The organism is Rhodopseudomonas palustris (assembly GCF_013415845.1).
Lineage (GTDB): Bacteria > Pseudomonadota > Alphaproteobacteria > Rhizobiales > Xanthobacteraceae > Rhodopseudomonas > Rhodopseudomonas palustris_F.
The window spans coordinates 1527770-1554235 of the sequence record NZ_CP058907.1 but is presented as its reverse complement, the minus strand read 5'-3'; the positions used below and the strand labels follow the sequence as shown (position 1 = coordinate 1554235).

The following is a 26466-nucleotide window of genomic DNA, read 5'->3' as shown; positions in this document are numbered from 1 at the left end:
CCTAGCCCGTCGCCGCCACAGTGCCGCCGGTCAATGACCGCGCCAACGCCAGCATCGCCCAGGAGATCAAGCCGAGGCCGACCGACAGTGACGCCGCGGTGGCAAAGTTCGCCGCCAGCGTGAACTCGGTGTAGATCAGCATCGGCAGCACATCGATGTTGGTGGCGAGCGTGAAGGCGGTGCCGAATGCGCCCATCGCAGTCGCAAATGCGATCGCGCCGGAAGCGACGAATGCCGGCACCAGCGCTGGCAGCACCACGTCGCGCTGCACAGCCCAAGGGCTGGCGCCGAGCGAACGAGCGGCCTCTTCGAGCCCTGGATCGAGCTTCTGCACCGCCGCCATAATCGTGAGGATCACCCGCGGGATCGAGAAATATAGATAGCCGAGAAACAGCCCCCAAATCGAATAGGCGAACACCACCTTGGTGCCGGTGGCAAACCGCGTCAGATCGCCGATCACGCCCTGCCGTCCGGCGAGCAGGATGATCAGAAAGCCTATCACCACGCCCGGAAACGCCAACGGGAAGGTCAGCATCGCGATCAGCACGGCACGGCCGGGAAACCGGTGCCGCTGCAGGAACAGTCCGGCGATGGTGGCGACGATCAGCGTCGCGATCGTGGTGGCGGCCGCAAGCAGCACGGTGTTGATCAGCGTGGCGCGGTAGCGCGGCTCGAGCAGGATGGCGAGATAGCCGGCGGGCCCTTCCGGCCCTTCGGCCCCGATCACCACCAGTCGCGCCATCGGCAGCAAGAAGAACGCCACGGTCAGCACGACCAGGGGCGCCAGACAGATCAATAGGAATTTGTGATGCTTCATGATTCAGACGACGTCCCGGCCGTCGCCAGCCGGGACAGCCGATCGACTCAACGGACTTCGGCGAGGTAACGGTCGGTGAACGCCTTCTGGGCCGCTTCCATCTTGGCCCAGTCGACGTTCTTGGCGCGCGCGTAGTCGCTGTCCGGCAGGAACTTGGCCTTGACCTCAGGCGGCAGGGCGATCGGCCGCGCCGGGCGCAAATACGCATTGGTCCAGATCGCCTGGCCCTTGTCGGACAGCAGATAGTCCATCACCTTCTTGGCCTTGTCGGCATTCGGCGCGCCCTTCGTCAGACTGACCACATAGGGGAACACGACCGAGCCCTCGCACGGGATCACGAAGGCGAAGTTGCCCTTCTCGGTGTACTTGGCCCGATAGGCGTTGAAATCGTAGTCGAACAGGATCGGGATCTCGCCCGACACCACGCGGGCGTAGGAGGTTTGCTTCGGCACGATCGCATCGTTGTCGTGCAGCTTCTTGAAGAACAAAACCGCCGGCGAGAAGTCCTGATCGCTGCCGCCAAGCGCGAGATTGACCGCCACCGCGCCGACATAACCGACCGCCGCCGAGGGCGGATCGAGATAGCCGACCATACCCTTGTAGTCCGGCTTCTCCAGATCCCTCCAGCATGCCGGAACCGGCTTGCCGCCGAGCGCATCGACGTTAACGAACAGGCCGAGCGTGCCGGAATGGATCGCGGTCCACTCGCCGTCCGGATCCTTCAGGCCGGCCGGGACCTCGTCCCACTTCGCCGGCTTGTACGGCTGGGTGACGCCCTGTGCCTTCGCCTTCATGCCGAAATTGACGCCGAAGTAGCCGATGTCGGCGACCGGATTGCTCTTCTCCGCGATCAGCTGCGACAGCGCCTGGCCGGAGTTCTTGTTGTCGAACGGGATGTCGTAGCCGAGGTCGGCCTTGACCTGCTTCAGCATGGTCGCCCAATCGGCCCACTGCGGCGGGCAATTGTAGCAGATCACATCCGCAGCCTTCGCCGGCTGCAGCGACGCAAATGCGGACAGCGCACAAAGCGCGGTCATCAACCGGACCAGTCTCATCGGCTTCCTCGTTTTCGACTGAGCGCAGCCTCGGGCGGCAAGGCCGCCGCTGCGCGCCCTCCCCTATCGATCGCCGATGACAGGTTTGCGACAGCGCCGGTAACCGGTGCCGAGAGCCACCGTCAGGAACTTTCACTGTTGAAAACGATTGAGAGGCGAACAACTGCGCGAGGGCCCATCGCATCCGGGCCAGTCCGATCGCCGAACCTGTGCTGCGACCATCGATCACCGACCCGCCAGCCGCAGAGCTTCGCGCACCAACCTTCACATGCCCTGCCCGCACGCTTCCACCGGCGAGCGGGCCCGACAGCGAAAGGAGCTGCTGATGCCGACGTCCGCCAAGAGCAATGCTTGCAGACCGTGGGACGACGAACAGGTCGAGCGGTTGAAGGAGCTGATTGCCAGCGGCGCATCGGCGGTGCGCGCGGCAGCCGCTCTGAAGCGCGCGCGCTCATCGGTGCAGGTAAAGGCACGCAAGCTCGGCATGCCGTTCATGGCCAGCCGCGATGCCAAGCGCATCCGCAACGCCAAGATTGCCGAAGCCGAAAGCCGCCTCGCGCGCTGACTTTCTGCGGTACGATCATCCTGGATAATCAGCGCCCGATCGCCCGGTCGCGGCAGGCTGTCGCACCCGACGATCGTTCCACGTCAGGACACACCATAACTAATTACCTTTGACCAAAGTGCTAATCGGATGAATAACTAACGCGCCAATTTTTTGCGGCGCCGCTGTGGAAAACAGCCCATAATGCGCCGGCTAACGCCGCCATCGAATCAAATTTGAAAGGCGCCCGCCAAGCGGGTGAAAGGGTCACACAATGCAATACTGGATCATTGCATTCACGGCCGCGCTGGTCGTGGTCATCGGTTACGCCGCCGGTCCGGTCGGCGCGCTGGTCTCGCTGCTCGCTTTCGCGGGCTCACTGTATCTGATGTGGGCGCGCAAGCTGGGCTTCGCTGGCGCGTGGACGCGGTTCGCTCTGGATCGGTTCTCCGCTCCGTTCTGGAAGGGCGAGAACTGGGAACGCTTCAACGCCATGTTCCACGACGGTGAGAGCGTGGTGAAGGCCGGCACGGTGGCTACCGCGCTGATCGCGCTATCGCTGATCCTGCCGCCAAGCCAGGTCGCGCTGATCGCTGCCGTGGTCGCCGCGTGGTACGCGTTCGAAGTCTATCGCAGCCACCGTCCGGTGGTTCGCCCGACCACCGCAATCGAAGCCAAGCCGGCCAACGACAGCGTGCTGTACACCCAGGTCCGCAACGAGAGCGCCAAGATTAACTGATCGCCTCTGGCGGATCGTTCGAGCCACTGACGACGCAGGCGGCGGGGATTTCCCCGCCGCTTTTGTTTTGGCCGCTAGCCGTCGGCGACCATGGGACTGGTCCCGCCGCAGCCACTTTCGAAGGCCGACTTCCGCAGGCTGCGCCAGTGCGGCGCCGTTCGGCTGATGCTCGCCAGCGACCCAGCGCTCGGAGCATGCACATTATTTATGCAAAATCTGCGCTTTGTATGCAATTGGGCGGAGCCGAGGCAGGTGGCCTAATCACCATTCAGGATAATATCGAAACATTTCAGATGGTTAGGTCAATTTAGGTGTCTGGCACGAAGCTTGCGAACGAGTTCCATCAGCTACTCATCCTCGCTGCTTTTGGAGCCGCATATGAAGCGTCGTGATTTCCTCAAGTCCGCTACAGCCCTCGCCGCCGGCGCGATGGTGCCAGCACCGGCGATTTGGTCGGCCGCCAAGGCCGACGCCCGGTCCGAAACCCTGCTGGTTGTCTCCGAGAGCGGCCCGAACAACCTCGACATCCACGGCGTCGGCACCAACGTGCCCGGCTACGAGGTGTCGTGGAATTGCTACGACCGGCTGATCACCCACGAAATGAAGGAAGGCCCCGGCGGCGTTCCCTACTACGACAAGGACAAGTTCAAGGGCGAGCTCGCCGACGACATGGTCATCGGCGACATGTCTGCGACCTTCAAGCTGAAGAAGAACGCCACCTTCCAGGACGGCACCCCGGTCACCGCCAAGGACGTGAAGTGGTCGCTCGACCGCTCCGTTAGCGTCGGCGGCTTTCCGACCTTCCAGATGAGCGCAGGCTCGCTGACCAAGCCCGAGCAGTTCGTGGTGGTCGACGATCACACCGTGCGGGTCGACTTCCTGAAGAAGGACAAGCTCACGATCCCGGATCTCGCGGTGATCGTGCCCTGCGTCGTCAACTCCGAACTGGTGAAGAAGAACGCCAGCGAGAAGGATCCGTGGGGTCTCGAATACACCAAGCAGAACACCGCCGGCTCCGGCGCATATCGCGTGGTGAAGTGGACCGCCGGCACCGAAGTGATCATGGAGCGTAACGACAAGTGGGTCGGCGGCCCGCTGCCCAAAATCAAGCGCGTGATCTGGCGCATGGTGCCGCAGGCCGGCAACCGCCGGGCACTGCTGGAGCGCGGCGACGCCGACATCTCCTATGAGCTGCCGAACCAGGACTTCGCCGAGATGAAGCGCGACGGCAAGGTCAATGTGGTGTCGCTGCCGATCTCCAACGGCATCCAGTATCTCGGCATGAACGTCACCCAGCCGCCGTTCAACAATCCGAAGGTGCGTGAGGCGGTCGCCCACGCGGTGCCATATCAGAAGATCATCGACGCGGTGATGTTCGGCCTCGCCAACCCGATGTTCGGCGCAGCCGCCGACAAGGCGACCGAAGTGAAGTGGCCGCAGCCGACCAAGTACAATACCGACATGGCGAAGGCCAAGGCGCTGATGGCAGAAGCCGGCTACGCGAACGGCTTCGACACCACTCTGTCGTTCGACCTCGGCTTCGCCGGCGTCAACGAGCCGATGTGCATCCTGATCCAGGAAAGCCTGGCGCAGATCGGCATCCGCTGCACCATCAACAAGATCCCCGGCGCCAACTGGCGCACCGAGCTGAACAAGAAGGTGATGCCGCTCTACGTCAACATCTTCTCGGGCTGGCTCGATTATCCGGAGTACTTCTTCTACTGGTGCTACCACTCCGGCAAGTCGATCTTCAACACCATGGGCTACGACTCGCCCGAGATGGACAAGCTGATCGACAGCTCCCGCATCGCCGCCGCAACCGGCGACACCGCCACCTACGACAGCGACGTCAAGGGCTTCGTCGACCTCGCCTTCAAGGACATCCCACGCGTCCCGCTGTACCAGCCCTACCTCAACGTCGCGATGCAGAAGAACGTCTCCGGCTTCGCCTACTGGTTCCACCGCCGTCTCGACTACCGGACGATGGTGAAGGGCTGAGCGTGAGCACTCTTCTCCCTCTCCCGCTTGCGGGAGAGGGCCGGGGTGAGGGCGACGCGGGCGCAGTGCTCGCGGCCCCCCACCCCCGCCCCCTCCCCGCAAGGGGAGGGGAGAAGATCGTGGCGCGCGGCGACGCAATCTTCTTTTGCCTAACTCTCTAAGGGGATGACCCAATGCTCACCCTGATCGGCAAACGCCTGATGTTCGCGATCCCGAGCCTGATCGGCGTGGTGATCGTCACCTTCCTGCTGACCCGCGCATTGCCGGGTGATCCGGCGGCGTATTTCGCCGGTCCCGCGGCCAGCAAGGAGGCGATCGAGCAGATCCGGCACAAGCTCGGCCTCGACAAATCGCTGCCCGAACAGTTCGTCCGCTACACCACCGACCTCGCCCGCGGCGATCTCGGCGAGTCGCTGACCACCGGGCAGCCCGTGGTCACCGAACTGAAGAACCGCCTGCCCGCCTCCGCCGAGCTTACCCTGCTCGGCCTCGCGCTCGCGGTCGTGATCGCGATCCCGCTCGGCATCATGGCGGCGACGCGGCCGGGCTCGTGGATCGATCACCTCTGCCGCATCACCACTACCGCCGGCGTGTCGCTACCGGTGTTCTTCACCGGCCTACTGCTGGTCTATGTATTCTACTTCAAGCTCGGCTGGTCGCCGGCGCCACTGGGCCGGCTCGACGTGTTCTACAGCGCGCCACCCACCGTCACCGGCTTCTATCTGATCGACAGCCTGATCGCCCGCGACTTCGAAACTCTCCGATCGGCGCTGAGTCAACTGCTGCTGCCCGCAGCGACGCTGGCGAGTTTCTCGCTGGCGCCGATCGCACGCATGACCCGCGCCTCGATGCTGGCGGTGCTGGCCTCGGACTTCGTCCGCACCGCGCGGGCCAGCGGCCTGTCGCCGCGCAAGGTAACGATGACCTACGCATTCCGCAACGCCATGCTGCCGGTGATCACCACGCTGTCGATGGTGTTCTCGTTCCTACTCGGCGCCAACGTGCTGGTCGAGAAGGTGTTCGCCTGGCCCGGCATCGGCTCCTACGCGGTCGAAGCGCTGATCGCGTCCGATTTTGCGCCGGTGCAGGGCTTCGTGCTCACCATGGCGGTGATGTACGTGCTGCTCAATCTGGCGATCGACATTCTCTACGGCGTGATCGACCCACGCGTGCGGCTGGAAGGCTAGGAGCATGACCATGACCAGCGTCTCCCCTCCGATCGGCGAAACCTCCGCCAGCCCCAAGCCCGCGCGCCGCTCCGCACTACGGGACGCGATCGAACACACCCGCTACGTGCTCGGTGACAACCACGTCACCGCCTTCGCCTTCGGCCTTCTGGTGGTGATCGTGTTCGCGGCTCTATTCGGGCCGTATATCGTCCCCTACGATCCGCTCGCCAGCGACACCGCCCAAGCGCTCAAAGCCCCGTCGGCAGCGCATTGGTTCGGCACCGATCAGCTCGGCCGTGACATCTTCAGCCGCGTCGTGGTCGCGACCAGGCTCGACCTGTTCATTGCCGTCGCCTCGGTGGTGCTGGTGTTCCTGATGGGCGGCCTCGCCGGCATCGCGGCCGGTTACTTCGGTGGTTGGACCGACCGTATCGTCGGCCGGATCGCCGACACCATCATGGCGTTCCCGCTGTTCGTGCTAGCGATGGGCATCGTGGCGGCTCTCGGCAACACGGTGCAAAACATCATCATCGCCACCGCAATCGTGAACTTCCCGCTGTATGCGCGCGTTGCCCGCGCCGAGGCCAATGTCCGCCGCGAAGCCGGCTTCGTGATGGGGGCGCGGCTGTGCGGCAACAGCGAGATGCGCATCCTGCTGGTGCACATCCTGCCGAACATCATGCCGATCATGATCGTGCAGATGTCGCTGACGATGGGCTACGCGATCCTCAACGCCGCCGGCCTGTCGTTCATCGGCCTCGGCGTCCGTCCGCCGACCGCCGAATGGGGCATCATGGTCGCGGAAGGTGCGTCGTTCATGGTCTCCGGCGAATGGTGGATCGCGCTGTTCCCCGGCCTCGCGCTGATGATCGCCGTGTTCTGCTTCAACCTGCTCGGCGACGGCCTGCGCGACATTTTTGATCCGCAGCGGAGGACGTGAGCCATGAACCTGTCAGCCGCTCACCTCGCCTCACAAGCCTCCGTCATGGCCGGGCTTGACCCGGCCATCCATCCCGCTTCGCAAAAGCGTCTTTCAAAGACGATGGACCACCGGGGCAAGCCCGGCGGTGACAGCCACCAGGTGGAGATGCCGTCATGACCACCCAGCCCCTGCTCGAAGTTCGTGATCTCACGGTCGAATTCGTCACCCGCCGCGGCATCGTCAAGGCGGTGCAGCATGTCGATATCAGCGTCGGCAAAGGCGAGACACTGGCTATCGTCGGCGAATCCGGCTCCGGCAAATCGGTGACATCCTACGCGGTGATGCGGATCCTCGACCGCGCCGGACGGATCGCCGAAGGTTCGGTGATGTTCGGCGGCATGGATCTCAAAGCAGCCAGCGAGCGCGAGATGCGCGATCTGCGCGGCCGCGAGATCTCGATGATCTTCCAGAACCCGCGCGCCGCTCTCAACCCGATCCGCAAGGTCGGCGACCAGATCGAAGACGTGCTGCGCCAGCATGTGCAATCGACGTCGACCGATCGCGGCGAGAAGGCGATCGCGGCGCTGGGGGCGGTGAAGATCGCGCGGCCGCGCGAGCGCTATCACGCCTATCCGTTCCAACTCTCCGGCGGCATGTGCCAGCGCGTTGTGATCGCGCTGGCTCTCGCCTGCAACCCGCAGCTCCTGATCGCCGACGAGCCGACCACCGGCCTCGACGTCACCACCCAGAAGGCGGTGATGGACCTGATCGTCGAGCTGACCAAGAGCCGCGGCCTGTCCACGATCCTGATCACCCACGACCTCGGTCTCGCCGCCGCCTATTGCGACCGCGTGGTGGTGATGGAGAAGGGCCGCGTGGTCGAGACCGCCTCCGCGGCCGATATCTTCGCCAATCCGCAGCACCCCTACACCAAGAAACTGATGCGCGCGACGCCGCGGCTCGGCGTTGGTCTGCGCGAGCTGCTGACGGAGGGGGAAGGCGGCGCGGCTCAGCGTGAAAGCGTCATCGCCGGGCTCGACCCGGCGATCCATCCCACTTCGGGAGAAGCTTCGTCGAAGACGATGGACCCCCGGGTCAAGCCCGGGGGTGACGATGAGGCGAGTGGCTCGCGCAAAGATGCAAACGCTTCGAAGACAGCGGCCTCCCTCCTCTCCGTCGAAAAGCTGGTGAAGGAGTATCCGCGCCAGGGCGCCACCGCGACGCTGAGCCGATTGTTCTCGCTCGGGCCGGCGCCGGAGCCGGAGGTGTTTCGCGCGGTCGACGGCATCAGCTTCCAGATCAGGCATGGTGAAAGCGTCGGGCTGGTCGGCGAGTCCGGCTGCGGCAAGTCGACCACCTCGATGATGCTGATGCGGCTGCTCGATCAGACCTCTGGCCGCATCGTGTTCGACGGCGAGGAGATCGGCACTATCCTGCCGCACCGCTTCGCGCGGCTGCCGCTGCGCAAGTCGATCCAGATGGTGTTTCAGGACCCGACCGACAGCCTCAATCCGCGCTTCACCGCGGCGCGAGCGATCGCCGACCCGATCCTGCAGCTTGGCGAGATCAAGGGCCGCGACGCGGTGCGCGCGCGCTGCGAGGAGCTGGCCGAGCAGGTCGGCCTGCCGCTCGATCTGCTCGACCGGTTTCCGCATCAGCTCTCCGGCGGCCAAAAGGCACGCGTCGGCATCGCTCGTGCGATCGCGCTGCGGCCGAAGCTGGTGATCCTCGACGAACCTACCGCGGCACTCGACGTCTCGGTGCAGGCGGTGGTGCTGAACCTGCTGCAGGACCTCAAGCAATCGATGGGGATGAGCTACCTGTTCGTGTCGCACGACCTCAACGTGGTGCGGCTGCTGTGCGACCGCGTCATCGTGATGCGCGCTGGAAAGATCGTCGAGCAGGGTCCCTCCGAGCAGGTGCTCGGCAGCCCGAAGCACGACTACACCCGCGAACTTCTCACCGCTATCCCGCATCCGCCGCTGCCGGTGACGTGATGATCGCTGTGCCCCCCTCCACTCGTCATTCCGGGGCACGCGAAGCGGCGAGCCGGAATGATGAACTTAAATACCAAGCTTGCTGAAGGACCATGGCTTTGAGTGATCCCACCACCCTCGACTCCTACATAGACGCCCTCGCTGCCGCGCTTGGATTGCCGATCGATCCGGCCTGGAAGCCGGCGGTGCGTGCCAATCTCGAAGTGTCGCTGAAGCTAGCGCGGATGGTCGATGAATTTCCGCTTCCCGATGAGACCGAGCCTGCGAGCGTGTTCCGTGCCTGAGATCGATTCCGCCATCTCCACCGACTGGATGACCGCCTCCGAGACCGCCGCAGCTGTGGCGAACCGGACCATCACCGCTCTCGCTGCTACCGAGGCCGCGCTCGCGCGCATCGCCAAGGCGGATGTGACGCTCAATGCCTTCACCGATGTCGTTGCCGAGCGTGCCCGCGCACGCGCACGCGAGATCGATGCGGCAATCGCGCGCGGCGAAAGCATCGGCCCGCTCGCCGGCGTGCCGTTCGCGGTGAAGAACCTGTTCGACGTCACCGGCCTCGCCACCCGGGCCGGCTCCAAAATCAACCGCGACCGCAGCCCGGCCACCGACGATGCGCCGCTGATCAAGCGGCTGGAGGCGGCCGGCGCGGTGCTGATCGGCGCGCTCAACATGGGCGAATACGCCTACGACTTCACCGGCGAGAACATTCACGACGGCCCGTCGCGCAATCCGCACGATCCCACCCGGATGACCGGCGGCTCCTCCGGCGGATCGGGCGCTGCGGTTGCCGGCGGTGAGGTGCCGCTCGCGCTAGGCTCGGATACCAACGGCTCGATCCGGGTGCCCTCCTCGCTGTGCGGCATCTTTGGGCTCAAGCCGACCTACGGGCGACTGCCGCGCACCGGTTCGTTTCCGTTCGTAGCGAGCTTCGACCACCTCGGCCCGCTGGCGCGCAGCGCCGCTGATCTGGCGCTAGCTTACGACGCAATGCAGGGGCCGGATGATGGCGACGCCGCCTGCACCGCGCGGGCACCGGAGCCCGTCTCCGGCCTGCTCGCGGAAGGCATCGACGGCCTGCGGATCGCGAAGGCCGGCGGTTACTTTGAGACTAATCTGTTCCCGGAAGCACGCGAAGCTGTCGATCGCGTGGTCAAGGCGCTCGGCATCACCCGCTCGGTCGAACTGCCGGAAGCCGCCCGAGCTCGCGCCGCGGCTTACGTGATCAGCACGACCGAAGGCGCCTCGCTACATCTCGACCGGCTGCGACGACAACCAAACGATTTCGACCCCGCCGTGCGTGACCGGCTGCTGGCCGGCGCGATGGTGCCGGCATCGCTGGTCGACCGCGCACAGAAGTTCCGCCGCTGGTACCGCGCCCGCGTGCTCGAATTGTTCGAGCAGGTCGACGTCATCATCGCCCCGGCAACGCCTTGCGTCGCGCCCAAGCTCGGACAGGTCACTTTCACGCTCGACGGCGTCGAGCTTCCGGTACGCGCCAACGTGGGGATCCACACTCAGCCGATCTCGTTCATCGGGCTGCCAGTGGTGGCCGCCCCGATCCCGCTCGAACCGCTGCCGGTCGGGGTGCAGATCATTGCCGCCCCGTGGCGCGAAGACATCGCGCTGCGCGTCGCCGCCGCGCTGGAACGCGCCGGTGTCGCCCGCGCACCGCGACCGAAGGATTTCTGACCATGGATATCGATCTGCCAGAAATTGTCGCCGAAGTCAGCGAAGCCTTCGCCCGCTACGAGGCCGCGCTTGTCGGCAACGACGTCGCCACGCTCAACGAGCTGTTCCACAACGATCCGCGGACGCTGCGCTACGGCGGCGGCGAAAATCTCTACGGCTACGATGAGATCAAAGCGTTTCGCGGCGCCCGCTCGCCGATCGGGCTGATGCGCACCACCGCGCGCACGATCATCACAGCCTATGGTCGCGACACCGCAGTGGCGTCGACCTTGTTCTACCGCGACAACGCGCCGGGCAAGGTCGGACGGCAGATGCAGACATGGGTGCGGTTTGCCGAAGGCTGGCGCATCGTCGCGGCTCATGTCAGCATGATCGACGAACCGCGGGCGTCGCCATGAGCTTCGATGATGCGCAGACTTCACGCCGAACCAGGTTGCCTCTCGCGCCGCCGGGATTAATCACTCCGGACGCGCGGATCGTGCGGGCCGCCCCTTCTCCGATCAAGATCACCCGCGCCGAGGAGCTGCGGCGCCAGCTTGCCGACGAGATCGTTCGCGGCACGCTACGCCCCGGCGCAGCACTCGACGAAACCGATATCGCACAGCGTTTCAAGGTCTCGCGCACGCCGGTGCGCGAGGCGCTACGACAGCTCGTCGCCAGCGGCCTCGTCGAGTCGCGGCCGCATCACGGGGCGGTGGTGGCGCAGCCGTCGTTCGAACGGCTGACCGGCATGTTCGAAGCGATGTCCGAACTCGAAGCACTGTGTGCGAGCTTCGCGGCCGAGCGGATGACGCCGCTGGAGCGCCGGACGCTGGAGACGATCCATGAGGAGCTACGGATGCTCAGCTCGCAGGGCAATCCGGAACGCTTCCACGAAGTCAACGAACACTTCCACAACGCGATCTATGCGGGGGCACACAATGACTACATCGCCGAGATCACGCTAGCGACGCGGGTGCGGGTGCAGCCGTTCCGCCGTGCCCAGTTCCGCAATCTCGGACGGCTGGCAAAGTCGCACGCAGAGCACGACCGCGTGGTGATCGCGATCCTGCGCGGCGACCGCGACGGTGCTGCCAAGGCCATGCGCCATCACATCGATCTGGTGCGCGACGAATACGAAATTTACGCGGTGTCGGTATGAGCAAATTCGAAACCATCAGTGAAATCGTCGCCGCGCATCGCGCCGGCACCACCACCCCTGCGCAGACGATCGCGCGCAGCTACCAGCGCATCCGCGCCTATGCGGATCCGGCGCTGTTCATCACCCTGCGGGACGAGGCCGATGCGATCGCCGAAGCGGTCGCGCTGGCGGCTCGCGATCCGTCGCTGCCCCTGTACGGCGTTCCAGTCGCGGTGAAGGACAATATCGATGTCGCCGGCCTACCGACCACCGCCGCATGCCCCGCGTTTGCGTATCAGCCGGCGCGTGATGCCACTGCGGTCGCCAAGCTGCGCGCCGCCGGCGCGATCGTGATCGGCAAGACCAATCTCGATCAGTTCGCCACCGGGCTGGTCGGCGTCCGCTCGCCCTATGGCGTGCCGCGCAATGCGATGCGCAGCGATCTGGTGCCGGGCGGGTCGAGCTCCGGCTCGGCGGTCGCGGTCGGTGCCGGTCTGGTGCCGCTGTCGCTCGGCACCGATACGGCGGGCTCCGGCCGGGTGCCGGCGATGCTCAACAACATCGTCGGGCTGAAGCCGAGCCTCGGGATGATTTCGACTACGGGTGTCGTGCCGGCGTGCCGCACGCTCGACTGCGTTTCGATCTTCGCGCTGACCACCGATGACGCGATGACCGCACTGCGGGTGATGACTGGACCGGATGCCGAAGATCCGTTCTCGCGCGAACGGCCGGTGGCGGCAGTCACCGCGATCCCGAAGCGCGTGCGGCTCGGCGTGCCGCCGCAAGATCAATTGCAGTTCTTCGGCGATGATCTCGCGGCGCGTGGTTATCAGGAAGCGCTCGAGCGCTGGCGAAAGCTCGGTGCGGAGCTGGTCGAGATCGATGTCGAACCGCTCTACGAGACGGCGCGGCTGCTCTACGAAGGGCCATGGGTGGCTGAGCGCTTTCTGACCATTCGGGAGCTGCTCGAAACCCAGCCGGACGCGGTGCACCCGGTGACGCGGCAGATCACGCTCGCCGGCGCCAAGTTATCTGCGGCAGACACCTTCGCGGCGCTGTACCGGCTTCAGGCGTTGCGCAAGATCGCCGAACACAGCTTCGCCGGCATCGACGCGCTGGTGCTGCCGACCGCGCCGACCGCATACACGGTCGAACAGGTGCTGGCCGATCCGATCACGCTGAATAGCCGGCTCGGCACCTACACCAACTTCGTCAACCTGCTGGACCTGTGCGGCCTCGCGCTGCCGGCGTCGATCCGCAGCGACGGCATTCCGTTCGGCATCACCCTGCTGGCGCCTGCCGGCCGCGATGCCGAACTTGCCGGCCTCGGCCGCGTGTTCCACGCCGACACCGCGCTGCCGATGGGCGCCAGCGGCCAGCCCCAGCCGCCGCTCGCCGAAGTCACTGGCGGTGATGCGCCGGGTGGGATCGCGATCGCGGTGGTCGGAGCGCATCTGTCCGGCATGCCGCTGAACCGCGAATTGACGGCACTCGGCGGCCGACTGCTGTCGGCCACCGCCACAGCGCCGGACTACAAACTCTATGCGCTGAAAGGCACCGTGCCGCCGAAGCCCGGCCTGCTGCGCGTGGCGCCAGGTGGTGGCGCGGCGATCGCCGTGGAGGTGTGGGCACTGTCGCCGGCCGCATTCGGCTCGTTCGTCGCGGCGATCCCATCGCCGCTGTCGATCGGCACGCTGACGCTCGCCGATGGCAGCTCAGTGAAGGGCTTCCTTACCGAGCCAGCGGCGATCGAGGGCGCCCGCGATATCTCACATTTCGGCGGCTGGCGCGCCTACATGGCGGAGCTGGCGGCGACCGGCTGAAGTGTTGCCGCGATCAGCGGAAGAACACTTCCTGATTGCGGCGCTCGAGCTCGGTCGAATAGGTCCGCAGCACGTGCGCCTCGCTCACGGTGCCGATCGCGCGGCGATCCTCGGCATTGTCGATCACCACCAGGACGTCGGCCTCAGTGCGATCGAATGCCGCCAGAATGTCGCGTACCGTCACCTGGGGCTGCAGGAATTGATCGCGCTGCTGCGCCAGCGTCTCCAGGACCGCCTCTGCAGGATCAGGGACGCCGTGGAGTTCGGCGGAGTTGACGATGCCGCCGTAACTGCCATCGACGTGGCGCAGCACGATGTGCTTGACGCGGCCGGGCGGGAACAGCTTCTGCGCCTCGACGATCGGCAGGTCGTCCGGCGCGGTCGGGAAGTCCGTCCGCATCAGCGTGGCGGCGCTAATCTGCTTGACCCAGCCGATATCCTGCGGACCTCGGATGGTTTCGCCGCGCAGATGGAAACGCCAGGTGGCGAAGCTGTAGCCGAACAGCTCGCGCACGATCAGCGCGCTCATCGACGCCGCCACCACCGCGCCGATCGTCACCCAGAAGTCGCCGGTCAGTTCGAGCGCGAGACAGATCATGCTGAACGGCGCGCCGATCACGCCGGTGCCGAGCGCCACCATGCCGGCCACCGCGGCAGTGCCGGGCTGCAGCGCAATGTCCGGGAAATACGGAGTGAGCACCGTGCTGTAGAGTTGGCCGATCAGCGAGCCGAGCATCAGGGAAGCGAAGAACAGGCCGCCGCGGAAGCCGGCGCCGAGCGAAATTGCCGATGCCAGCGTCTTCAAGATCAGCGTCGTCAGCAGCATCAGCCAAGTCGGGTTGGTGATTAGCAAGAGCTGCATCGCGCCGTGTCCCGAGCCGAGCACGGTCGGACTGAGCAGCGCCAGACCGCTGAGCAGCAGCGCGCCGATCACCAACCGCAGGGCGCCGCGCCAGACGCTAATGCTCTGAAACACTCGCTCCGAGAATGCCACCGCCAGCATCACCAAGATGCTGAAGAACGCGCACAGCACGCCGAGCAGCATGGTCTGGCCGATCATCTCGACCGATGCTGGCGTCGGCACGCCGGGGATCTGCAGAAACGACGGGTGCACCAGATTCCGCATCACCAGCCACGACGACACCGCGCTGGCGATCACCGGCACCAGGCTCGCCGAGGTGTAGGCGCCGAGCACGACCTCGAACGCAAAGAACGCCCCCGCAAGCGGCGCGGTGAACGCGGCGCTAATCGCACCTGCAGCGCCGCAGGCCACCAGCAGCCGCATGTCGGCACGCCGGGCGGCGAGCCGCTGGCCGATCTGCGAGCTGAACGCCGCACAGATCTGGGTGTAGCCTGCCTCCAGGCCGACCGACGCGCCACAGCCATTCGACAGCAGCGTCTGCAGCGAGATCAGCAGGCTGCCGCGCATCGACACCCGTCCGCCATACAGCGCGTTGGCTTCGATAGCGTCGGCGAGCCGGCCCTTGAAGCGGCCTGCATAGAACACGCCAATGATCGTCAGGATGACCGCGCCGCCGAGCGGCACCAGCAGCGTCCGTTGCCAGGAGATCACGCCGTTAGCGCTGAGCCTTGTGTCGAACGGAATGTTGAACAACACCGCGTGAGCGAATTCGCTCAGGCGCCAGATGATCGCCACTAACAGCCCGGACAGCAGCCCGATCACCACCGCGACCATCACCAAGCCGATTTCCCGGTTGCGCACGAAATTGCGCACCACGGCAGGCAGTCGCCACGGAGCGGAAGCCGCCGGCGCAGCGGAGGTAGGGCCCGAAACAGCGGGCGTGTCCGGGCGCGAGACGACGCTCATCGGGCGGCCTCGCCGGCAAGGATGGTCATCGACATCGGGCGAGGCACATGGCTGCGAGCGATCCTCGGGAAGATACAAACCCGTGCCGGCTCGACGCCGCACGAACTCGGCTGATTGGCGCCAGCTTCTAGCGGCTGATCAGACGGATCGCCAGTGCAGAGCAGGCAACCAATTAAGGCAGCAGCGTCGGGCTCGATTTTCGCCGTTTTGGCTGTATGGTCCGATGGTTGTCAGGGAGGAACAGGATGACTGGCAGAGCGGTGATCGGCGTGATCGGCAACGCCCATCTCGTCGATAATCGGTTTGCCGTCCAGCATGTGGGCGAGCGCAACCTGCGCGCGGTGGCCGAGGTTGCCGGCGCGCTGCCGCTGATGTTCGGCGGCTCGTCAGAGTTCGCCCAGATCGAGGACCTGCTGGAGGTGGTCGACGGCATCCTGCTCACCGGCGGCCGGGCCAACGTGCATCCGACCTACTTCAAGACCGAGCCCAATCCGCGCCACGAGCCCTACGACCAGCCGCGCGACGAGCTGGCGCTGGCGCTCGTGCGTACCTGCGTCGAGCGCGGTGTGCCGCTGTTCGGGATCTGCCGCGGCTTTCAGGAGATGAACGTCGCCTATGGCGGCTCGCTGCATCCGGAGATTCGCGAGCTGCCGGGGCGGATGAACCACCGCATGCCGCGGCTGGAGAATGGCGAGATCCATCCCGATCCGACCGTTGTGTTCGCCGATCGCCACAACGTGCAGCTTACGTCCGATGGCGTGTTCTCACGCCTGCTCGGCCGCGATCTGATCCGGGTGAATTCGTTGCATGGCCAGGGCATTCTTGAGCCCGGCCCGCGCATTGTGATCGAAGGCGTCGCCGAGGACGGCACCATCGAAGCGATTCGCATCGCCGATGCGCCCGGCTTCGCGCTCGGCGTGCAGTGGCACGCCGAATACGATCCGCAGGTCAATCCGATCAACCGCGCGCTGTTTTTGGCCTTCGGGGAAGCTGTCACCGCGTATCGTACGGCGCGGCAGCGGCCGGCCGTGCTGCGGCGGTCGGGCTGAGGCACAGCATCATTGCTACATGCCATGCGTCCTCGCCCCGAGAATGTCGTTGTATTGAGAGCGGTCGCGGGCAGTTCTGAGCTCATCAACACAGAACTGCCCAGCCGTAAGTCAGCCGCTTAGTTCGACTTACCGAACCGACGCTTCACATCGCGCACCGCGCCGTTGGCGGCGCTGGTGGTCAGCATCGCGTAGGCCTGCAGCGCAGCCGAGACGTTGCGCTTGCGGTCCTTGGGCGTCCACGCCGCTTCGCCGCGCGCCCGCTCTTCCTCGCCGCGCTTGGCGAGTTCGGCTTCGGAGACGTCGAGGCTGATGGTACGGTTCGGGATGTCGATCGAGATCCGGTCGCCGTCGCGTACCAGGCCGATCAGGCCGCCTTCCGCCGCTTCCGGCGAGACGTGGCCGATCGACAGGCCAGAGGTGCCGCCCGAGAACCGGCCGTCGGTGATCAGCGCGCAGGCTTTGCCGAGGCCCTTCGATTTCAGATAGCTGGTCGGATACAGCATCTCCTGCATGCCCGGACCACCGCGCGGACCTTCGTAGCGGATCACGACCACATCGCCGGCGACGATCTTGTTGGTCAGGATCGCCGACACCGCGTCGTCCTGGCTCTCGAACACCTTCACCGGACCCGAGAAGGTCAGGATCGAGGCGTCGACGCCGGCGGTCTTCACAATGCAGCCGTCCAGCGCGATGTTGCCGTACAGGACGGCGAGGCCGCCGTCCTTGCTGAACGCATGCGCGGCGTCGCGGATCACGCCCTTCTCACGGTCGAGATCGAGCTCGTCGTAGCGGCGGTCCTGGCTGAACGCGGTCTGCGACGGCACACCGCCCGGCGCCGCTCGGAAAAAGGTGCGGACGCTCTCGCTGTTGCTCTGGCGGATGTCCCAGCGCGCGAGCGCTGCGCCGAGCGTTTCGGAATGCACCGTGGTGCAGGACGTATCGAGCAGGCCGGCGCGGTCGAGTTCGCCCAGGATGGCCATGATGCCGCCGGCGCGATGCACGTCTTCCATGTGCACGTCGGACACCGAAGGCGCGATCTTGCTGAGGCACGGCACCCGGCGCGACAGCCGATCGATATCCTTCATCGAGAAGTCGAGTTCGGCCTCGCGCGCCGCGGCCAGCAGATGCAGCACGGTGTTGGTCGAGCCGCCCATCGCGATGTCGAGCGTCATCGCGTTCTCGAACGCCTTGAAGTTCGCGATGTTGCGCGGCAGCACCGAGGCGTCGTCGCCTTCGTAGTAACGGCGCGCTAGATCGACGATGGTGTGGCCAGCCTCGACGAACAGCCGCTTGCGATCAGAATGGGTGGCGAGCACCGAGCCGTTGCCCGGCAACGACAGGCCGAGCGCTTCTGTGAGGCAGTTCATCGAATTGGCGGTGAACATGCCCGAGCACGAGCCGCAGGTCGGACATGCCGAACGTTCCATCGTCTGCACGTCTTCGTCGCTCATGGCGCTGTCGGCGGCGGCGACCATCGCGTCGATCAGGTCGACCGCGTGTGTCTTACCCTTCAGCACCACCTTGCCAGCTTCCATCGGGCCGCCGGAGACGAACACGGCCGGAATATTAAGCCGCATCGCCGCCATCAGCATGCCGGGCGTGATCTTGTCGCAGTTGGAGATGCACACCATCGCGTCAGCGCAGTGCGCGTTGACCATGTACTCGACGCTGTCGGCGATCAGCTCACGCGACGGCAGCGAATACAGCATGCCGTCGTGGCCCATCGCGATGCCGTCATCGACCGCGATGGTGTTGAACTCCTTGGCAACGCCGCCGGCCGCTTCGATCTCACGCGCAACAAGCTGGCCGAGGTCCTTGAGATGGACGTGGCCGGGCACGAACTGGGTGAACGAATTGACCACCGCGATGATCGGCTTGCCGAAGTCGGAATCCTTCATACCGGTGGCGCGCCACAGGCCGCGCGCGCCGGCCATGTTGCGGCCGTGGGTCGTCGTTCTCGAGCGATAAGCAGGCATTGAACTGTTCCGTGAAAATGTCCGTCGCCGGAAGGGCGCGCCGGCGGCCGAAAACAGGCTTCAGTGAGAGGCGCGCCGAAGCAAAGCGACCATCGATAAGCCTTACTGCAGAACCAACGGCCTCTCAATGGTCGCCGGGCGCGCAGGTCGGCGTGAGCGAGGCGCAAGACATGGCAATCAGGGGCTGTACTTGCGCGACTGCCCCTGCGCACGATCAATTGAACTGCTTCCGCTCCGGCTTGAGCTCGGAGGCTTGCCCGGCCTTTATGTAATGTTATAACGTTTCATACGCAATCCTCCAATACCTGCAATCGAAGGCCCTTCCGCCATGGATCACCCCCTCCTCCCGGTCACCGTGCTGTCCGGCTTTCTCGGCGCCGGCAAAACCACCCTGCTCAACCGGATGCTGTCCAACCGCGAAGGCCGGCGGCTGGCAGTGATCGTCAACGACATGAGCGAGGTGAACATTGACGCCGAGCTGGTGCGCCAGGATGGCGGGTTGACGCGGTCGGAGGAAACATTGGTCGAGATGACCAACGGCTGCATCTGCTGCACCCTACGCGAGGATCTGCTGGTCGAGGTCCGCAAGCTGGCCGAGAGCGGCCGGTTCGATGCACTCGTGATCGAATCCACCGGGATCGCCGAGCCGCTGCCGGTCGCGGCCACCTTCGAATTCCGCGACGAGAACGGCGACAGCCTCTCTGACGTCGCCCGGCTCGACACCATGGTGACGGTGGTCGATACCGCCAGCCTATTGGCGAACTACGCCAGCCAGGAATTCCTGCGCGACCGCGGCGAAGTCGCCGGCGCCGACGACGAGCGCACGCTGGTCGACCTGCTGGTCGAGCAGATCGAATTCGCCGACGTCATCGTGCTCAACAAGGTGTCGGCGACCTCGCCGAGCCGGCGCGAAACAGCGCGATCGATCGTGCGGGCGCTGAACTCGGATGCCAAGATCATTGAGGCCGATTTCGGCGACGTGCCGCTGTCGTCGGTGCTGCACACCGGGCTGTTCGATTTCGAGCGCGCGCATCAGCATCCGCTGTGGTTCAAGGAGCTGAACGGCTTTGCCGACCACGTGCCCGAGACCGAGGAATACGGCATCCGCTCATTCGTGTACCGGGCGCGGCGGCCGTTTCATCCGCTCCGCTTCCAGTCGTTCTGCAACCGCAGCTGGCCGGGCGTGATCCGCGCCAAGGGTTTCTTCTGGCTGGCAACGCGGCCGCAGCATGTCGGTGAAATCGCGCAGGCCGGCGCGATGGTCCGCACCTCCAAGCGAGGGCTGTGGTGGTCGGCGGTGCCGAAGACGCGCTGGCCGGACAATGTCGACTGGCACGAGGCGATGAAGCCGTATTTCGATCCGGTGTGGGGCGACCGTCGCCAGGAAATCGTATTCATCGGCACCGGCGAGATGGACGAAGCGGCACTGCGCCGCCAGCTCGACATGTGCCTGGTCGGTGAAGATGCACAGTTCACGCCGGATGCGTGGCAGCAACTGCCCGATCCGTTCCCGAGCTGGGCGCCGGCACAGAACTGAGCCCAATTATTGACCCGCCCCAATGATCCGGTTGTGTGCTCTTGCACAATCGGATCAAGTGCCGCGGCGTGTTCGCGGCAGAGCTTCGGCGTTGGGGGATACCGTGCATCAAAACATCGCTGCATCTGCGGCCGCTGTGGCGATCGCGCTGCTGACGTGCTGCCTTCCGGCCCGAGCCAACGACACCACCGCAGCGCTGACGACCGGCGGGCTCGAATTCCGCACCAACGCCGATATCGAAATGCTGTCGGAAGACTTGTCGATCTCGCGGGAGCGGATCGACGTGCGCTACCGCTTTCTCAATCGCTCCAGCGCCGATCAGCACGTCACCGTGGCGTTTCCGATGCCGGAGATCGACTTTTCCGACGCCAGCAACATCGACGTGCCGAACAACGACTCCGACAATTTCCTGAACTTCCGTACTAAGGTTGACGGCCGCGAGGTCACAGCTCAGCTCGAACAAAAGGCGCTGGTCGACAAAACCGACGTGACTGCCCGGCTGAAAGCCCTGGGCGTGCCGCTGCAACCGCGCGCGAAGGCGACCCAGACCGCGCTGGAAGCGCTGCCGGCGCAGACGCAGCAGCAACTGCTCAAGGACGAGATCATCCGGCCCGACGATTACGACGCCGGCAAGGGGATGGAGCATCATCTGGCGCCGAGCTGGCGGCTGCGGGCAACCTACTATTGGGAGCAGACCTTCGCGGCCGGGCGCGAGCTGGTGGTCGAGCACAGCTACACACCAAGTGTCGGCGGCAGCGTCCAGACCGGTATCACCGGCCAGTATACGACCGCAGAGCAGCGCAAAAACTACGTCCACAAGTTCTGCACCGAGCCCTCGTTCGTCACGGCCGTCGCAGCGATGACGCGCAAGAACGGCAACCAGCCGCCGCCGGAGCAGCGCGTCTCCTACGTCCTAACCACCGGCGCCAATTGGGCCAAGCCGATCGGCGATTTCCATCTGACGATCGACAAGGGCAAGCCCAACTCACTGGTCAGCTTCTGCGAGACCGGCGTGGTCAAGACCGGCCCCACCCGGTTCGAAGTGCGCAAGACCAACTTCAAGCCGGGTCGCGATCTCAACATCCTGATCATCGATCCGCCGCAGTAGCGATCGCGAACGTCCACGCTGATAGGCCGGAACTTCGGTCCCGCGTCGCGCTTGACCTGCGGTCTGCAAGGCGTCGAGCAATCCTGCTTGTGCGACTCTGCGGCCGGGGACCGTCGATGGCGCCAGCGCAGCATTCCCCCGCCTCCACCTCGTCGGGCCGAAACGACGATCCGCAAGACAGTCACGCGGCAATCACCGAGCGCGAGGTCGAGGACGTCGAGTCGCGATCGAGCCCGCGCACGCCGGTGATCTACGAGATCGTCCGACGCCTCGGCGAAGAGGAAATGGCGCGACCGGTGGTGTCGCTGTGGTGGTCGGGGTTCGCCGCCGGCCTGTCGATCAGCTTCTCGCTGTTGGCGCAGGCAGTGCTGCAGCAGCATCTGGAGCCGACCGGCTGGCGGCCGCTGGTGACCAGCTTCGGTTACTCGATCGGCTTTCTGATGGTAGTGCTAGCGCATCAGCGGCTGTTCACCGAAAACACCATCACGGTGGTGTTGCCGGTGATGGCGAATTGGTCGCTCGGCACACTCGGCCGGCTTCCTGATCGCCGCGATGGTGTGGCTACTGCCGAGCGCGGAAGGCAGTCAGGTCTGGATCATCGTGGTGATGACCTGGCTGATCTCGGCCGGCGGCTTCATGCACATCGCCGCCGGAAGCATGGAGGCGTTCATGCTGATGCTGGACGGCTCGGTCAGTATCGCCCAGGTGTTCGGCGGATTCGTCGCGCCGGTGCTGATCGGCAACGTCATCGGCGGCACCGCGCTGTTCGCGTTGCTGACCTATGCGCAGGTGATGAAAGAGATGGAGTGAGCGGCGAGTCCGGTCACCCCATTAGGTTGCGGTAGATGCCGGGGAGCGCGGCGGGCAGCCGGCCGATATGTCCGACGATGGCATAACCGGCGCGGCCGAACAGCGTCGGAAAATACGACTGCGCATCGACATCGATGGTGACGCCGAACACCGCGATGCCGCTGCGGCGGGCTTCCTGCACCGCCCTGCGGCTGTCCTCGAGCGCGAACCGGCCCTCGTAATGGTCGACGTCGTTGGGCTTGCCATCGGTCAGCACCAACAGCAGCTTCTTGCGCTGCGGCTGTTTGGCCAGCTCCGCGCTGGCATGGCGCAGCGCCGCGCCGATCCGCGTGTAGTAGCCGGGCTTCAGCGCCACGATCCTCCGTTCGACCAGCGGACTCATGCGCTCGCCGAAGCCCTTCACGGTCTCCACCCGCACCCAAGCCCGGCGCCGCGACGTGAAGGTCAGGATGCTGTGCTGATCGCCGCATGCTTCGATGCCGTGGGCCAGCACCGTCAGCGCTTCTTTCTCGACATCCAGCACGCGGCGGTTGTCGATCCAGGCATCGGTCGACAGCGAGACGTCGACCAGCAGCGTCACTGCCAGGTCGCGCGCCTGTGGCCGGGCTGCCAGGTGGAAGCGGTCGAAGCCGCCATCGCCGGCGGCGATCTCGCAGCGCGAGCGCACCAGCGCGTCCAGGTCGAGATCATGACCGTCAGCTTGCGCCCGCAGCACCTCGTGCCGCGGCCGCAACGCTTCGAACTGGCGTCGCACTCGTCTGACCAGGGCCCGGGTCGCCTCGCTGCACTGCCACGCCTCGCCCTGCTCAGGCGCCTCCTGTGCCAGCACGCGGCAATGATCCGGAAGGTAGGCGCCGCGCTTATAGTCCCATTCCGGATACAGCGTGCCGGCGGTGAGCCGACTGTGCTCGATCGCCTGCGGCGGCAGATCGAGATCGAACCGGAATTTGCTCGCGGGCTTCTTGGTCGATTTGCCGATCGTGATCTCGTCGAGATCGTCGGCTGCCTTGTCGGCATGTTCGTCATCATCCTCGGTCGGCCGATCGACATTGACCATCTCGGCCATTGCTAGGATCTTCTCGAACCGGTTGAGCGCGAGCGGATCGCGTTTTGGCCCGTCGTCCGCCTTCCGCTTCGCCGCCTTACGCCGCGGCTCCGAACATGGCTTTGACGCCGCCTCGTCGATTTCGTCGGCCTCGCAGACCGCAGCCTCGACATCGCGAGTCCAGACTTCACCCCACAACGGGCACGGCAGAAACGGCTGATAGCCCGGTGGCGAGCGGACCAGGATCTCCCCATCGGTCACGATCATCCGCCACAGCTCGGGATCCGGTGTGACTTCCGCGCCGAGCAGGGCCTGGATCGCGGTTTCGAGATCGCTCTCCATTCGCGGCAGTGCACGCCTCGGCCGCGCGGCCGCGGTTGCGGCCGCAAGCTGGTGATAGGCCCCACGAAGCCCGGGATAGGCCGCGAGCACCTGCTGGGTTGTGGCGTGCGCACGGCGCAGCAGTAGAACGTCGCGCCGCAGCGGATCGGCCTCCTGCACGCTGCCGGTTGGCGCCACCGCAAACCAAGCTGCCAGCCAGCGATACAGTGCGCGATTGAGTGCGACATCGGCGAACAGCGCGATCCGGTCGGGCAGAAACAACGTGGCGTCGTCGCGGCCGGGCTGCATCAGCCGCTCCTCGCCGAGCCCGATGCGTTGCCGCCAGCCGAGACGGTGCCCCGAGGTGCGGGCGCTGCTGCCGGCAAGCTGCACCGCGGTCTCGCCGCCGAACCCGCGATACATCACGCCGAGCGCGGCGCGGCAGTCGATCAGCGCCGCCGCGTGTTCTGGATGCTCCAGATAGCTCGCCGCACGCCCCACCAGCCGATGCCAGGCACGGCCGACGGTTTCTTCGAGTTCGAGGAAGTCGAGCATGGCGTTTGCTCCAGCGAAATCCCAGGGAGTCATTCCGGGGCGCGAGCGCAGCTCGCGAACCCGGAATCCGGAGATTGTTATCGAGAGAGATTCCGGGTTCGCCGCTGCGCGGCCCCCCGGAATGATCGCGTCGAGATCAGGTCACCCCATCACCGCGCTGGCGACTTCGATCAGGGCCGCCTTCACATCGGCATCGTCGGTCAGCGGCTCGATCAGGCTGGCGAGGACGGCGTCGCGTACCGAGAGGCCTTCGCTGATCAGGCTGGCGCAGTAAACCAGCAGCCGGGTCGACACGCCTTCTTCGAGGTCGTGGCCCTTGAGCTTGCGCAGCCGGCCGGCGAGCGCGACCAGCGGCGCGACGCGTTCACTCGGCAGGCCGCTCTCGGCGGCCACCACGGCGATTTCCTGTTCGGGCGCCAGGAAGCCGAACTCGATGGCGGCGAAGCGCTGACGGGTCGACGGCTTCAGTGCCTTGAGCAGACTCTGGTAGCCAGGGTTGTAGGACACCACGAGCATGAAGTGCGGCGGTGCCTGCAGTTCCTCGCCGGTGCGCTCCAGCGGCAGCACGCGGCGATCGTCGGCCAGCGGATGCAGCACCACCGCGACGTCCTTGCGCGCTTCCACCACTTCGTCGAGATAGCAGATGCCGCCTTCCCGCACCGCGCGAGTCAGCGGACCATCGACCCACACCGTCTCGCCACCCTTGAGCAGGTAGCGACCGGTGAGATCCGCCGCAGTCAGATCGTCATGGCAGGACACGGTGAACAGCGGCAGGCCGAGTCTCGCCGCCATATGCGCGACGAAGCGCGTCTTGCCGCAGCCGGTCGGCCCCTTCAGCAGCAGCGGCACCCGCCGCTTCCAGGCGTGTTCGAACAGTGCACATTCGTTGCCGGCGGGCGTGTAGGTCGGCGGAGCGGGCAACGTTGCATCGATGGCATGCAGAGCGGGCTTCATGGCGATCTCCGTGAACGAAAGAGGCGGCCACGGATCCCCGTGGCCGCCAGGGGTCTATTCGGCCGGTTGCAGGGCGCCAGTCAGCGTGGCCTGCTTGGTGCGTCCGGCGACGAGGATCGCCCAGACGAACATCAGCGCGGAGATCAGCACGGCGACGCCGGAGCCGAGCCGCACCCAATAGAACAGTGCGATCTGATCCTGCACCTCCATGTAACCCTGGCCGAGCACGCGCTGCAGATGCACCTGGATGATACCGGCGAAGGTCAGCGCAAAGGTCATCACGCTCATCGCCGTGCACATCAGCCAGAAGCTGGCGATCGACAGCGCCTGATTGTACGGCGCGCGGCCGCAGAGCTGTGGGATCGCATAGGTCATCATCGCCAGGTTCAGCATCACATAGGCGCCGAAGAAAGCGAGATGGCCGTGCGCCGCGGTGACCTGGGTGCCGTGGGTGTAGTAGTTCACCGAGGACAGGGTATGCAGGAAGCCCCACACGCCGGCGCCGAAGAACGCCATCACCGAGCATCCGACCGACCACAACAGCGCAGCGCGGTTCTCGTGCTTGCGGCCGGCCTTCCAGGTCATCTGCACGGTGAACACCACCATGGTGAAGAACGGCGCGACTTCGAGCGTCGAGAACAGCGAGCCGATCCACTGCCAATAGCCCGGCGCGCCGATCCAATAATAGTGGTGACCGGTCCCGAGAATGCCGGAGAACAGCGCAAGGCCGATGATGACGTAGAGCCACTTCTCCACCACTTCGCGATCGATGCCGTTGAGCTTGATCATCAGAAACGCCAGCACCGACGCCATGATCAATTCCCACACGCCCTCGACCCACAGGTGCACGACGTACCACCAGTACATCTTGTCGAGCGCGAGGTTGGCCGGGTTGTAGAACGCGAACAGAAAGAAGATCGCCACGCCCCACAGCCCGAACAGCAGGATGTTGGTGATGGTGGTCTTGCGCCCTTTCAGCACCGTCATAGTGATGTTGAACAGGAAGATCAGGCAGACCACGACGATGCCGATCTTGATCACGAACGGCTGTTCGAGAAATTCGCGGCCCTCGTGATAGTGGAACAGATAGCCGACCACCGCGGCGCCGGCGGCGCCGAAGAACAGCCAGAACTGCAGCTTCGCCAGCAGCGGGCTGAACAGCTCGTTCTCGGCCTCTTCTGGCACCAGATAATAGGCACAACCCATGAAGCCCATCAGCAGCCAGACGATCAGCGCGTTGGTATGAATCATCCGGACGATGTTGAAGGGCAGCAGCTCCGACAACGTGTTGGGCAGCACGTAGATGGTGCCGGCGAGCACCCCGAACGACACCTGGGCGAGGAACAATGTCAACGCGCCGTAGAAATACAGCAACGCAACCTTTTGGGTTTGATATTTCATCACGAG

23 protein-coding genes and 1 pseudogene are annotated in these 26466 nt (G+C 65.3%); 17 read left to right on the top strand and 7 right to left on the bottom strand.

Features of this window, described 5'->3' with window-relative positions:
• Position 1 precedes the first annotated feature (1 nt).
• On the bottom strand, positions 2-817 hold the full coding sequence (locus tag HZF03_RS07230) for an ABC transporter permease (RefSeq protein WP_119019473.1): 816 nt from the start codon (positions 815-817) through the stop codon (positions 2-4).
• Between the two features lie 47 nt (positions 818-864).
• Positions 865-1872, bottom strand: a complete 1008-nt coding sequence (locus HZF03_RS07225; RefSeq protein WP_011157037.1) for an ABC transporter substrate-binding protein — start codon at positions 1870-1872, stop codon at positions 865-867.
• 325 nt (positions 1873-2197) lie between these two features.
• On the opposite strand from HZF03_RS07225, the gene HZF03_RS07220 reads away from it, so the two are divergent.
• The 12 genes from HZF03_RS07220 (at position 2198) to atzF (ending at position 13873) form a co-directional block, all read left to right on the top strand.
• The gene (locus tag HZF03_RS07220) at positions 2198-2437 is read left to right on the top strand and encodes a hypothetical protein (protein WP_011157036.1); all 240 of its coding nucleotides are present in this window, start codon (positions 2198-2200) and stop codon (positions 2435-2437) included.
• A 253-nt stretch (positions 2438-2690) separates the two neighbouring features.
• Positions 2691-3155, top strand: a complete 465-nt coding sequence (locus HZF03_RS07215) for a hypothetical protein (RefSeq protein WP_011157035.1) — start codon at positions 2691-2693, stop codon at positions 3153-3155.
• Between the two features lie 378 nt (positions 3156-3533).
• Entirely contained in the window at positions 3534-5153 is a 1620-nt protein-coding gene (locus HZF03_RS07210) for an ABC transporter substrate-binding protein (RefSeq protein ID WP_119019474.1), read from the top strand.
• 173 nt (positions 5154-5326) lie between these two features.
• On the top strand, positions 5327-6340 hold the full coding sequence (locus tag HZF03_RS07205; RefSeq protein ID WP_119019596.1) for an ABC transporter permease: 1014 nt from the start codon (positions 5327-5329) through the stop codon (positions 6338-6340).
• A gap of 10 nt (positions 6341-6350) precedes the next feature.
• Complete coding sequence (locus HZF03_RS07200; protein ID WP_119019603.1) at positions 6351-7262, top strand: ABC transporter permease; 912 nt, start codon at positions 6351-6353, stop codon at positions 7260-7262.
• A gap of 3 nt (positions 7263-7265) precedes the next feature.
• Positions 7266-7421, top strand: coding sequence for a hypothetical protein (locus tag HZF03_RS07195; RefSeq protein ID WP_234832321.1), 156 nt, complete (start codon positions 7266-7268; stop codon positions 7419-7421).
• Positions 7418-9241, top strand: a complete 1824-nt coding sequence (locus HZF03_RS07190) for a dipeptide ABC transporter ATP-binding protein (protein WP_119019595.1) — start codon at positions 7418-7420, stop codon at positions 9239-9241. The genes HZF03_RS07195 and HZF03_RS07190 overlap by 4 nt, the downstream gene beginning before the upstream one ends.
• Before the next feature lie 92 nt (positions 9242-9333).
• Positions 9334-9525 (top strand): DUF4089 domain-containing protein, encoded by a 192-nt coding sequence (locus HZF03_RS07185; RefSeq protein WP_085977288.1) that lies wholly within the window; start codon positions 9334-9336, stop codon positions 9523-9525.
• Between the two features lie 28 nt (positions 9526-9553).
• Positions 9554-10930, top strand: coding sequence for an AtzE family amidohydrolase (locus HZF03_RS07180; RefSeq protein ID WP_179906322.1), 1377 nt, complete (start codon positions 9554-9556; stop codon positions 10928-10930).
• Between the two features lie 2 nt (positions 10931-10932).
• Positions 10933-11328: an oxalurate catabolism protein HpxZ gene (gene hpxZ, locus HZF03_RS07175; RefSeq protein ID WP_011157029.1), complete on the top strand. Its 396-nt coding sequence runs from the start codon at positions 10933-10935 to the stop codon at positions 11326-11328.
• Entirely contained in the window at positions 11325-12071 is a 747-nt protein-coding gene (locus HZF03_RS07170; protein ID WP_234832320.1) for a GntR family transcriptional regulator, read from the top strand. Before hpxZ ends, HZF03_RS07170 begins: the two co-directional genes overlap by 4 nt.
• Positions 12068-13873 carry an allophanate hydrolase gene (gene atzF / locus HZF03_RS07165; RefSeq protein WP_119019593.1) on the top strand — a complete coding sequence of 602 codons (1806 nt, stop codon included), beginning with the start codon at positions 12068-12070 and terminating at the stop codon, positions 13871-13873. Before HZF03_RS07170 ends, atzF begins: the two co-directional genes overlap by 4 nt.
• A 13-nt stretch (positions 13874-13886) precedes the next feature.
• Here the strand turns inward: atzF and HZF03_RS07160 are convergent, their stop codons facing one another.
• Entirely contained in the window at positions 13887-15701 is a 1815-nt protein-coding gene (locus HZF03_RS07160; protein ID WP_119019592.1) for a chloride channel protein, read from the bottom strand.
• Positions 15702-15946: 245 nt separating this feature from the next.
• Here HZF03_RS07160 and HZF03_RS07155 point away from each other — a divergent pair, with 245 nt between their 5' ends.
• A complete protein-coding gene (locus tag HZF03_RS07155; protein WP_119019591.1) occupies positions 15947-16750 on the top strand; it encodes a gamma-glutamyl-gamma-aminobutyrate hydrolase family protein in 804 nt (267 codons plus the stop codon).
• A gap of 119 nt (positions 16751-16869) precedes the next feature.
• Here the strand turns inward: HZF03_RS07155 and ilvD are convergent, their stop codons facing one another.
• Positions 16870-18729: a dihydroxy-acid dehydratase gene (gene ilvD / locus HZF03_RS07150; protein WP_119019590.1), complete on the bottom strand. Its 1860-nt coding sequence runs from the start codon at positions 18727-18729 to the stop codon at positions 16870-16872.
• Positions 18730-19057: 328 nt separating this feature from the next.
• Here ilvD and zigA point away from each other — a divergent pair, with 328 nt between their 5' ends.
• The 4 genes and pseudogenes from zigA (at position 19058) to HZF03_RS24430 (ending at position 22184) form a co-directional block, all read left to right on the top strand.
• On the top strand, positions 19058-20266 hold the full coding sequence (zigA, locus tag HZF03_RS07145) for a zinc metallochaperone GTPase ZigA (RefSeq protein WP_119019589.1): 1209 nt from the start codon (positions 19058-19060) through the stop codon (positions 20264-20266).
• Between the two features lie 103 nt (positions 20267-20369).
• The gene (locus tag HZF03_RS07140) at positions 20370-21374 is read left to right on the top strand and encodes a DUF4424 domain-containing protein (RefSeq protein ID WP_234832319.1); all 1005 of its coding nucleotides are present in this window, start codon (positions 20370-20372) and stop codon (positions 21372-21374) included.
• Positions 21375-21490: 116 nt separating this feature from the next.
• Positions 21491-21832: pseudogene (locus tag HZF03_RS24585) on the top strand (formate/nitrite transporter family protein); the annotation flags it as partial.
• A 94-nt stretch (positions 21833-21926) separates the two neighbouring features.
• Positions 21927-22184 carry a formate/nitrite transporter family protein gene (locus tag HZF03_RS24430; protein WP_234832318.1) on the top strand — a complete coding sequence of 86 codons (258 nt, stop codon included), beginning with the start codon at positions 21927-21929 and terminating at the stop codon, positions 22182-22184.
• A 13-nt stretch (positions 22185-22197) separates the two neighbouring features.
• On the opposite strand, the gene HZF03_RS07130 is transcribed toward HZF03_RS24430, so the two are convergent.
• The 3 genes from HZF03_RS07130 to HZF03_RS07120 form a co-directional block, all read right to left on the bottom strand.
• The gene (locus HZF03_RS07130; RefSeq protein WP_119019587.1) at positions 22198-24105 is read right to left on the bottom strand and encodes a nitric oxide reductase activation protein NorD; all 1908 of its coding nucleotides are present in this window, start codon (positions 24103-24105) and stop codon (positions 22198-22200) included.
• 141 nt (positions 24106-24246) lie between these two features.
• Positions 24247-25059 carry a CbbQ/NirQ/NorQ/GpvN family protein gene (locus HZF03_RS07125; protein WP_119019586.1) on the bottom strand — a complete coding sequence of 271 codons (813 nt, stop codon included), beginning with the start codon at positions 25057-25059 and terminating at the stop codon, positions 24247-24249.
• A gap of 54 nt (positions 25060-25113) precedes the next feature.
• Positions 25114-26460, bottom strand: coding sequence for a cbb3-type cytochrome c oxidase subunit I (locus HZF03_RS07120; RefSeq protein ID WP_042440902.1), 1347 nt, complete (start codon positions 26458-26460; stop codon positions 25114-25116).
• Positions 26461-26466 lie beyond the last annotated feature (6 nt).

What these genes read in the sequence shown, in the direction of transcription:
- HZF03_RS07125 (WP_119019586.1), bottom strand. Translation starts at nt 25,059, where the DNA reads ATGAAGCCCGCTCTGCATGCCATCGATGCAACGTTGCCCGCTCCGCCG.
- HZF03_RS07195 (WP_234832321.1), top strand. Translation starts at nt 7,266, where the DNA reads ATGAACCTGTCAGCCGCTCACCTCGCCTCACAAGCCTCCGTCATGGCC.
- HZF03_RS07160 (WP_119019592.1), bottom strand. Translation starts at nt 15,701, where the DNA reads ATGAGCGTCGTCTCGCGCCCGGACACGCCCGCTGTTTCGGGCCCTACC.
- HZF03_RS07230 (WP_119019473.1), bottom strand. Translation starts at nt 817, where the DNA reads ATGAAGCATCACAAATTCCTATTGATCTGTCTGGCGCCCCTGGTCGTG.
- HZF03_RS07215 (WP_011157035.1), top strand. Translation starts at nt 2,691, where the DNA reads ATGCAATACTGGATCATTGCATTCACGGCCGCGCTGGTCGTGGTCATC.
- hpxZ (WP_011157029.1), top strand. Translation starts at nt 10,933, where the DNA reads ATGGATATCGATCTGCCAGAAATTGTCGCCGAAGTCAGCGAAGCCTTC.
- zigA (WP_119019589.1), top strand. Translation starts at nt 19,058, where the DNA reads ATGGATCACCCCCTCCTCCCGGTCACCGTGCTGTCCGGCTTTCTCGGC.
- ilvD (WP_119019590.1), bottom strand. Translation starts at nt 18,729, where the DNA reads ATGCCTGCTTATCGCTCGAGAACGACGACCCACGGCCGCAACATGGCC.
- HZF03_RS07170 (WP_234832320.1), top strand. Translation starts at nt 11,325, where the DNA reads ATGAGCTTCGATGATGCGCAGACTTCACGCCGAACCAGGTTGCCTCTC.
- HZF03_RS07225 (WP_011157037.1), bottom strand. Translation starts at nt 1,872, where the DNA reads ATGAGACTGGTCCGGTTGATGACCGCGCTTTGTGCGCTGTCCGCATTT.
- HZF03_RS07155 (WP_119019591.1), top strand. Translation starts at nt 15,947, where the DNA reads ATGACTGGCAGAGCGGTGATCGGCGTGATCGGCAACGCCCATCTCGTC.
- HZF03_RS07130 (WP_119019587.1), bottom strand. Translation starts at nt 24,105, where the DNA reads ATGCTCGACTTCCTCGAACTCGAAGAAACCGTCGGCCGTGCCTGGCAT.
- HZF03_RS07200 (WP_119019603.1), top strand. Translation starts at nt 6,351, where the DNA reads ATGACCAGCGTCTCCCCTCCGATCGGCGAAACCTCCGCCAGCCCCAAG.
- HZF03_RS07185 (WP_085977288.1), top strand. Translation starts at nt 9,334, where the DNA reads ATGGCTTTGAGTGATCCCACCACCCTCGACTCCTACATAGACGCCCTC.
- HZF03_RS07220 (WP_011157036.1), top strand. Translation starts at nt 2,198, where the DNA reads ATGCCGACGTCCGCCAAGAGCAATGCTTGCAGACCGTGGGACGACGAA.
- HZF03_RS24430 (WP_234832318.1), top strand. Translation starts at nt 21,927, where the DNA reads ATGGTGTGGCTACTGCCGAGCGCGGAAGGCAGTCAGGTCTGGATCATC.
- HZF03_RS07120 (WP_042440902.1), bottom strand. Translation starts at nt 26,460, where the DNA reads ATGAAATATCAAACCCAAAAGGTTGCGTTGCTGTATTTCTACGGCGCG.
- HZF03_RS07205 (WP_119019596.1), top strand. Translation starts at nt 5,327, where the DNA reads ATGCTCACCCTGATCGGCAAACGCCTGATGTTCGCGATCCCGAGCCTG.
- HZF03_RS07180 (WP_179906322.1), top strand. Translation starts at nt 9,554, where the DNA reads ATGACCGCCTCCGAGACCGCCGCAGCTGTGGCGAACCGGACCATCACC.
- HZF03_RS07210 (WP_119019474.1), top strand. Translation starts at nt 3,534, where the DNA reads ATGAAGCGTCGTGATTTCCTCAAGTCCGCTACAGCCCTCGCCGCCGGC.
- atzF (WP_119019593.1), top strand. Translation starts at nt 12,068, where the DNA reads ATGAGCAAATTCGAAACCATCAGTGAAATCGTCGCCGCGCATCGCGCC.
- HZF03_RS07190 (WP_119019595.1), top strand. Translation starts at nt 7,418, where the DNA reads ATGACCACCCAGCCCCTGCTCGAAGTTCGTGATCTCACGGTCGAATTC.